Origin of the sequence: Pseudomonas sp. BF-R-19, from assembly GCF_019956445.1 — a bacterium.
In the GTDB taxonomy this organism is placed as follows: Bacteria; Pseudomonadota; Gammaproteobacteria; order Pseudomonadales; family Pseudomonadaceae; genus Aquipseudomonas; species Aquipseudomonas fluorescens_BH.
This window is the reverse complement of sequence record NZ_JAHBDN010000067.1, coordinates 38238-44879: the sequence shown is the minus strand read 5'-3', so window position 1 is coordinate 44879 and position 6642 is coordinate 38238. Positions and strand designations below refer to the sequence as shown.

Annotated in this window: 6 protein-coding genes; 1 reads left to right on the top strand and 5 read right to left on the bottom strand. The window is 60.1% G+C overall.

Features of this window, described 5'->3' with window-relative positions; translation table 11 throughout:
* Nucleotides 1-407: 407 nt before the first annotated feature.
* On the top strand, nucleotides 408-1184 hold the full coding sequence (locus tag KGB28_RS19500) for an ABC transporter substrate-binding protein (RefSeq protein ID WP_223447218.1): 777 nt from the start codon (nucleotides 408-410) through the stop codon (nucleotides 1182-1184).
* Nucleotides 1185-1300: 116 nt separating this feature from the next.
* Here KGB28_RS19500 and KGB28_RS19495 read toward each other — a convergent pair whose 3' ends face one another.
* The 5 genes from KGB28_RS19495 to KGB28_RS19475 all read right to left on the bottom strand — a co-directional run bounded on the left by KGB28_RS19495 (nucleotide 1301) and on the right by KGB28_RS19475 (nucleotide 6634).
* Nucleotides 1301-1942 carry a transcriptional regulator gene (locus tag KGB28_RS19495; protein ID WP_223447217.1) on the bottom strand — a complete coding sequence of 214 codons (642 nt, stop codon included), beginning with the start codon at nucleotides 1940-1942 and terminating at the stop codon, nucleotides 1301-1303.
* Nucleotides 1943-2032: 90 nt separating this feature from the next.
* Nucleotides 2033-3160 carry an NAD(P)/FAD-dependent oxidoreductase gene (locus tag KGB28_RS19490; RefSeq protein WP_223447215.1) on the bottom strand — a complete coding sequence of 376 codons (1128 nt, stop codon included), beginning with the start codon at nucleotides 3158-3160 and terminating at the stop codon, nucleotides 2033-2035.
* Nucleotides 3161-3306: 146 nt separating this feature from the next.
* Nucleotides 3307-4251: an ornithine cyclodeaminase family protein gene (locus tag KGB28_RS19485; protein WP_223447213.1), complete on the bottom strand. Its 945-nt coding sequence runs from the start codon at nucleotides 4249-4251 to the stop codon at nucleotides 3307-3309.
* Between the two features lie 137 nt (nucleotides 4252-4388).
* On the bottom strand, nucleotides 4389-5879 hold the full coding sequence (gene rhlB / locus KGB28_RS19480) for an ATP-dependent RNA helicase RhlB (RefSeq protein ID WP_223447211.1): 1491 nt from the start codon (nucleotides 5877-5879) through the stop codon (nucleotides 4389-4391).
* A 98-nt stretch (nucleotides 5880-5977) separates the two neighbouring features.
* Nucleotides 5978-6634: an alpha/beta hydrolase gene (locus tag KGB28_RS19475; protein WP_151213857.1), complete on the bottom strand. Its 657-nt coding sequence runs from the start codon at nucleotides 6632-6634 to the stop codon at nucleotides 5978-5980.
* Nucleotides 6635-6642 lie beyond the last annotated feature (8 nt).

Here is a 6642-nt window from a genome sequence, read left to right as displayed (position 1 = left end):
CACGATCATCCTGTGCATGTAGATGAAAGGTGTGTTTTCCCAGATCGATGGCGGCAATAGCTACTTTGCTCATGGCAATGATCTCCGATAAGCCCCCTGTGAAAGCTTAGTGGGCGATCACAGGGGGCGGCGGGGGTAGCCATTTCATTAGTGGATCTGGTTGAACATAAACATTGTGTACGACACAGAACCCTGTGGGAGCGGGCTTGCTCGCGAAGGGGTCATCTGACTCACCCAATACCTTGCAGAACCACCACCCGACCATCGGCCGGCACGGGCTGCATTTGCCTCATTGACGATTTATACGTAAAAGTCCAGTATGGAATTATAAGTACAAAAAAGGCTTCCACCCGTTTCAGCTTTTTCTTCTGTCTTGCCAAACCAACAACAACCGCGAGAAAACGAACATGAAGAAGTTCCCCCTCATCACCGGTCTGGCCCTGAGCCTGTTGGCGTGCAGTTCTGTGTTCGCCGCCGAGAAAACCCTGCGCATCGGTATCGAAGCGGCGTATCCACCGTTTGCCTCGAAAACCGACAAAGGCGAAATCGTCGGTTTCGACTATGACATCGGCAATGCCCTGTGCGCACAGATGAAGGCCAAGTGTGTGTGGGTCGAAGGCGAGTTCGACGGTCTGATTCCTTCCCTGAAGGTGAAGAAAATCGACATGGCGCTGTCGTCCATGACCATCAATGAAGACCGCAAGAAGTCGGTGGACTTCACCCACAAGTACTATTTCACTTCGTCGCGCCTGGTGATGAAGGATGGCGCGGTGGTGGATGACCAGTACGCCAGCCTCAAGGGCAAGAACGTCGGTGTGCAGCGTGCCACCACCACCGACCGTTACGCCACCGAAGTGTTCGAGCCCAATGGCATCAACGTCAAGCGCTACAGCAACAACGAAGAAATCTACATGGACCTGGCAGCCGGTCGCCTCGACGCGATTTTTGCCGACACCATTCCACTGAATGACTTCCTGTCGATGCCGCGTGGCAAGGGGTACGCCTTTGTCGGGCCGGAGCTGAAAGATCCGAAGTATGTGGGCGAGGGTGCCGGGATTGCAGTGCGCAAGGGCAATACCGAACTGGTCAGCGAGCTGAACACGGCCATTGATGGCATTCGTGCCAGTGGTGAGTATCAGAAGATTTCGGACAAGTATTTCAAGTCGGACATCTACGGCGACTGATCTATAGCTTTCGCGAGCAAGCCCGCTCCCACATTTGATCTCCATAAGACGAAGATCCAGTGTGGGAGCGGGCTTGCTCGCGAAGAGGCCAGTTCAAGCAATGCAAATCTCAGGGCTCAGCCCTTCAATTCCTTCAAATGCTTGTACACCGTCGCCCGGCCCATGTTCAGCACATTGGCCACATAGTTCGAGGCGCTTTTGCCCTTGAACGCGCCTTCGGCGTGCAACGCCAGCACCAGTTCCCGCTTGTGGTCGCGAGTCAGCAGATTCAGGCTCAATTGGCGCTCGCGCAGCCAGGCGTGTAGGAACGTGTTGATCCGTTCCTGCCAGTCATCGCGAAACAGTGAGTCCGGTTGCGGGATCAGCTTGGTCGGGGACAGGAACAGGTCCAGGGCGGCCTTGGCATTTTCGAACAACGAAATATTCAGGTTGATGCACAGCACCGCCAGTGGACGATCTTCGCTGTCCCGTAGCACCGTGCTGAGGCTGCGAATCTTCTGACCATCCCAGTTGAGCTTTTCGTACGGCCCGATGTTTCGTTCGCTGACATCGTCGCTGAGCATGTCTTCCAGCGCCGAGTCGTCGCCGATTTCCCGCTTGGACAGGTTGTTGGCGATGTAGTCGACCTTTTGCGTGCGCAGGTCGTGCAGCACCACTTCGGCGTGGGGGAAAAACAACGTGGCGATGGCGTCGGCAATCGCGTGGAAGTTATCCAGGGACGTGTCGTCCAGGACCGAGTCTTTTTCGGGGGCGTTCATACAGTGGAACTCCAGGCAGCGTCAGCACCCCATCAAAGGGGCGCTGAAAGTGTGCCGTATTCGTGTGGGCACGTCACCTGAGGATCAGGATCAGCCGAGGCGGGCAGGGGAGAGCATTTCGGCATTCAGGCCGAAAAGGCTGAGCGACTCGGGCAATGCGGCGCCGCGCACCAGTGCCGCGCTGGCCTGGCCCATGGCGGGCGAGGTCTGGATGCCATAACCGCCTTGTGCCGCGACCCAGAACAGCCCCGGTACCTGTGGATCGAAGCCGGACAGCAAGTCGCCGTCGTTGACGAAGCTGCGCAGGCCGGCCCAGGTGCGGGTCGGGCGGCGAATGGTCAGGGTCGTGGCTTCTTCGATCTGGTAGATGCCCATGGCGATGTCCAGCTCTTCGGGCTGCACATCGTGGGGTTCCACCGGGTCGGCGTTGGCCGGCGAACCGAGGAACATCCCGGCGTCGGGTTTCATGTAGAAGGATTCGTCGAGGCTGACCAGCATCGGCCAATGATGGATGTCCACGCCTTCGGGGCCGGCGAAGATGAATGCGGCACGGCGTTTGGGTTGCAGGCCCAGCGGCTTGGCGCCGGCCAGTTCACCGATCTTGTCGGCCCAGGCGCCGGCGGCGTTGATGATGATCGGCGCGCTGAAGGTCTGGTTGCCGGTCTGGACGTGCCATGTACCTTGGCCGTCGCGGTTCAGGCTGACGACTTCGCTGTCGGTATGCACTTCGCCCTGGTTGCGGCGGATACCGCGCAAATAGCCCTGGTGCAGGGCATCGGTGTCGATGTCGCTGGCGGTCGGGTCGTAGATGGCGCCGTGGACCTTTTCCCGGCGCAGGATCGGCACCCGCTTGCAGGCCTCGTCGACGCCAAGCAATTGCATCTCCGGCACCGTGGTTTTTGCGCTCTGGTATTGCCTGTGCAGTTCGTCCGGGTCACCGGTGAAATCCACGGTCATTTCGCCGCGCGGAGTCAGCAACGGGTGTTCGCAGAAACCGCTGGGCGGGTTGTCGAAGAAGTCCCGGCTGGCCAGGGTCAATGCCCGCACTTGCGGGGTGCCGTAGGCTGCGGTGTACAGCGCAGCCGACCGGCCGGTGGAGTGATAGGCCGGATGGGATTCGCGTTCGAGCACGATCACGCGGCCGTGCTGCGACAGCCAGAAACCCGTGGAAGCACCGGCAATCCCGCCGCCGATGATGATGAAATCTGCCTGGCTCATGAACGTCTCCAGTGAAGTGCGATGCTGAAATTGTGGTGATCCCCTGTGGGAGCGGGCTTGCTCGCGAAAGCGGTGTGACAGTCGACATTGCAGGTGAATGTCGGACCCTATTCGCGAGCAAGCCCGCTCCCACAGGTTTCGCGGTGTTAGTGATGTCGGCGATAGATCGCATTGGCCAGCGCAATGTCTTCCAGGCCCAGGCCGATCGAGCGGAAAAACACATGGCGATCGTAATCCGGACGCAGGACTTTTCCGCTGAGCAAGTCAGGCAGGTCGCCGACAATCGCGCCCTTGTCCCAGCCGTGCCGTTCGGCGGCGATCAGCATTTCACCGGCCGAGTCCGGGGTGGTCAGGCGATAGTCGCAGAACACCTGCATGTCGTTGAGGCTCTGCGGCGGCACTTCGTGGGCACGCGGTGCGTTGGTGCTGATGGAGGTGATCAACGCCGGTTTGCGCAAGCTCGATGGGTCGATCACCGGACCGGCGGACGAGGTGCAGAGCATGATCACGTCGGCGTCCTGAACGGCAGCTTCGCGACTGCCGACGATGTTCAGGCGTGGCTCGAGGTTTTTCAGCAGGCTCACGGTTTCGGCGTCTTCGCTCAAGCTTGGTGAGTACAGGCAGATGCTCTGCCAGTCGCGCAGGCCTTTCACGTAATGCAGGTGCGCCTGGGCCACTTTGCCGCTGCCGATGATGGCCAGGCGACTCGCCTTGAGCGGCGCGAGTGCATCAACCGCCACGGCGGTGGTCGCAGCGGTGCGTGCCGTGGTCAGTTCGCCGGCATCGCACAGCAACAGCGGCTGGCCGGTTTGCATCGACATCAGCAGCGTCCACGCCGTCACCAGCGGCCCTTGTTCACGGACGATGTATGGCGACGTCTTGATCCCGTACACGCCATCTTCGGCCAGCACACCCAGGTAGTTGATGAAGTCGCCGGCGCCCTGTGGAAACTCCACCAGTTGCTGCGCCGGTTGTACGGCTTGCCCGACGGCCAGGTCGCGGAACAGTTTGCGCAGGATCTGCGGCACATCGACCTGCGCCAGTAGCTCGCGAGCCTGGGCTTGGGGGATCACTTGGGGCGTACTGGACATGGTCGGCTCCGGAGCTGGAAGTAAACTAATTTGTCCATTATGGACTTTTAGATATCTCTGGCAAGCTCCTGTTGAAAAAAGCCGGGCGAAAAAAAAGCGCAGTCCGTTTCCGGCTGCGCTTGTCTTTTCAGCGTCGCTTAATGAGGACGCTTGCGTTCAACGGCCCGCAACAGATGCGTCGGTGGCGTTTCACAGCTGATCTTGCGCCCCAGCTTTTCCTCGATGGACGGTAGCTGGTAGGAGTCATCTTCACCGGCAAAGCTGATGGACACACCGTCGGCGCCGGCACGGCCGGTACGACCGATGCGGTGCACGTAGTCGTCCGGCACTTCCGGCAGGGTGAAGTTGATCACGTGGCTGATGCCGTCGATGTGGATGCCGCGACCGGCCACATCGGTGGCGACCAGTACGCGGATCTTGCCTTCGCGGAAGCCTTCGAGGGTCTTGATGCGCTTGTGCTGCGGCACGTCGCCGGACAGTTGCGCGGCGTTGATGCCGTCACGCACCAGGCGTTCTTCGATGCGCCGCACTTCATCCTTGCGGTTGGCGAACACGATGACCCGCTCCCAACCATTGTCGTTGACCAGGTTGTAGAGCAGTTTGTATTTGTCGGCAGCGGCCACCGCGTAGATGTGCTGCTCGACGTTTTCGTTGGCCACGTTCTGCGACTCGATCTCGACGATCGACGGGTCGGTGGTCCATTGCTTGGCCAGGTTCATCACGTCTTCGGTGAAGGTCGCGGAGAACAGCAGCGTCTGACGCTCGGACTTCGGCGGCGTCTGGCGAATGATCTGGCGCACTTGCGGGATGAAGCCCATGTCGAGCATGCGGTCGGCTTCGTCCAGCACCATCACTTCGACCATGTCCAGGTGCACGTCGCCGCGCTGGTTGAAGTCCAGCAGGCGGCCGGGCGTGGCCACGAGGATGTCGCAGTGACGGGCTTCGAGGTGCTTGAGCTGCTTGTCGAAGTCCATGCCACCGACGAACGTCATGACGTTGAGGCCGGTGTACTTGGTCAGGTCGGCGGCGTCCTTGGCGATCTGCACCACCAGTTCGCGGGTCGGCGCGATGATCAGTGCCCGTGGCTCACCCATGTAGCGCTCTTTCGGCGGCGGGGTTTGCAGCAACTGGGTGATGATCGAGACCAGGAACGCAGCGGTCTTGCCGGTACCGGTCTGGGCGCGGCCGATGGCGTCTTTGCCCGCGAGGGTGAAGCCCAGCACCTGTGCCTGGATCGGCGTGCAATACGGGAAGCCCAGGTCCTGGATGGCGTGCATCAGTTCCGGGGCGAGTTTGAAATCGTGGAAGCGGGTCTTGCCTTCCTGGGGCTCGACGACGAAGTCTTCGAGTTTCCATGGGATGACCGGTGCCTTGGGCTTGGGTTCGCGGCGCGGTTTGGCGGGTTTCGGCGTTTCGCTGAGCGGCTGCTCCGGGGCTGTTATCGCCGCAGGCTGGGCAGCTATTGGGGTCTTCGGCTCATGCTTGGGTGCCGCGGTGGTGGCGGCTCGTTCAGATTGATTACCGTCGGTGCGGTGGCCGGGAGCGTGAGACGCAGGGCTGGGAACTGGCGCGAGTTGCTCAGTCTCGCTTTTACCGAACATTTTCTTGAGTGCTTTGAGCACGGTCATCTCATCAATTGGTTAAGGAATGTACGCCGGCCAGTGTAATGCAAGAATCGGGCGCGGCGTAGTGGGATGGATCAAAGGGCGCTTTTAAACAGAAATGCTTAACGCAAGCGCTCGGCGAGCCAGACGCCGATGTCGCGAATTTCTTCGGGTAACACTTCGTGACCCATTGGGTACTCCTGCCATGTCACGGTGACACCACGCAGCTTCAAATGCTCGTAGGCGCTGCGCCCCATCGAGTTTTGCACCACATCATCGTACTGGCCGTGCATCGACAGCACCGGAATGCGCTGCTGGCTGGCGGACAGTTGCAGTTCGTCGCTGAAGGTCGGTGCATAAGTAGATAGGGCAACTACGCCACCCAACGGTCCCTGCCATTTCAGAAACGCGGTGTGGAAAACCACGGCACCGCCCTGGGAAAAACCTGCGAGGAAGATCCGCGAGGCGTCTATTCCGCTGGCCTTCTGCGTTTCGATCAGTTCGATGATCCAGTTGGTCGACTCTTCCAGTTGCTCGCGATTGATCGCGCGCGCCGGGCTCATGGCCAATATGTCGTACCAGCTCGGCATCTCGTAACCGCCGTTGATGGTCACGGCGCGGTTCGGTGCCTGGGGCAAAACAAAGCGGGTGCTCAACAGGGTTTCCTGCAGGGCTTCGGCCACTGGCAGAAAGTCATAGCGATCGGCACCCAGGCCGTGCAGCCAGATAACGCAGGCATCTGCGGTCTTGACGGGTTGAAGAATCAAGGGGTTGGTCATGGCTGCTC

What these genes read in the sequence shown, in the direction of transcription:
- KGB28_RS19500 (WP_223447218.1), top strand. Translation starts at nt 408, where the DNA reads ATGAAGAAGTTCCCCCTCATCACCGGTCTGGCCCTGAGCCTGTTGGCG.
- KGB28_RS19495 (WP_223447217.1), bottom strand. Translation starts at nt 1,942, where the DNA reads ATGAACGCCCCCGAAAAAGACTCGGTCCTGGACGACACGTCCCTGGAT.
- KGB28_RS19490 (WP_223447215.1), bottom strand. Translation starts at nt 3,160, where the DNA reads ATGAGCCAGGCAGATTTCATCATCATCGGCGGCGGGATTGCCGGTGCT.
- KGB28_RS19485 (WP_223447213.1), bottom strand. Translation starts at nt 4,251, where the DNA reads ATGTCCAGTACGCCCCAAGTGATCCCCCAAGCCCAGGCTCGCGAGCTA.
- rhlB (WP_223447211.1), bottom strand. Translation starts at nt 5,879, where the DNA reads ATGACCGTGCTCAAAGCACTCAAGAAAATGTTCGGTAAAAGCGAGACT.
- KGB28_RS19475 (WP_151213857.1), bottom strand. Translation starts at nt 6,634, where the DNA reads ATGACCAACCCCTTGATTCTTCAACCCGTCAAGACCGCAGATGCCTGC.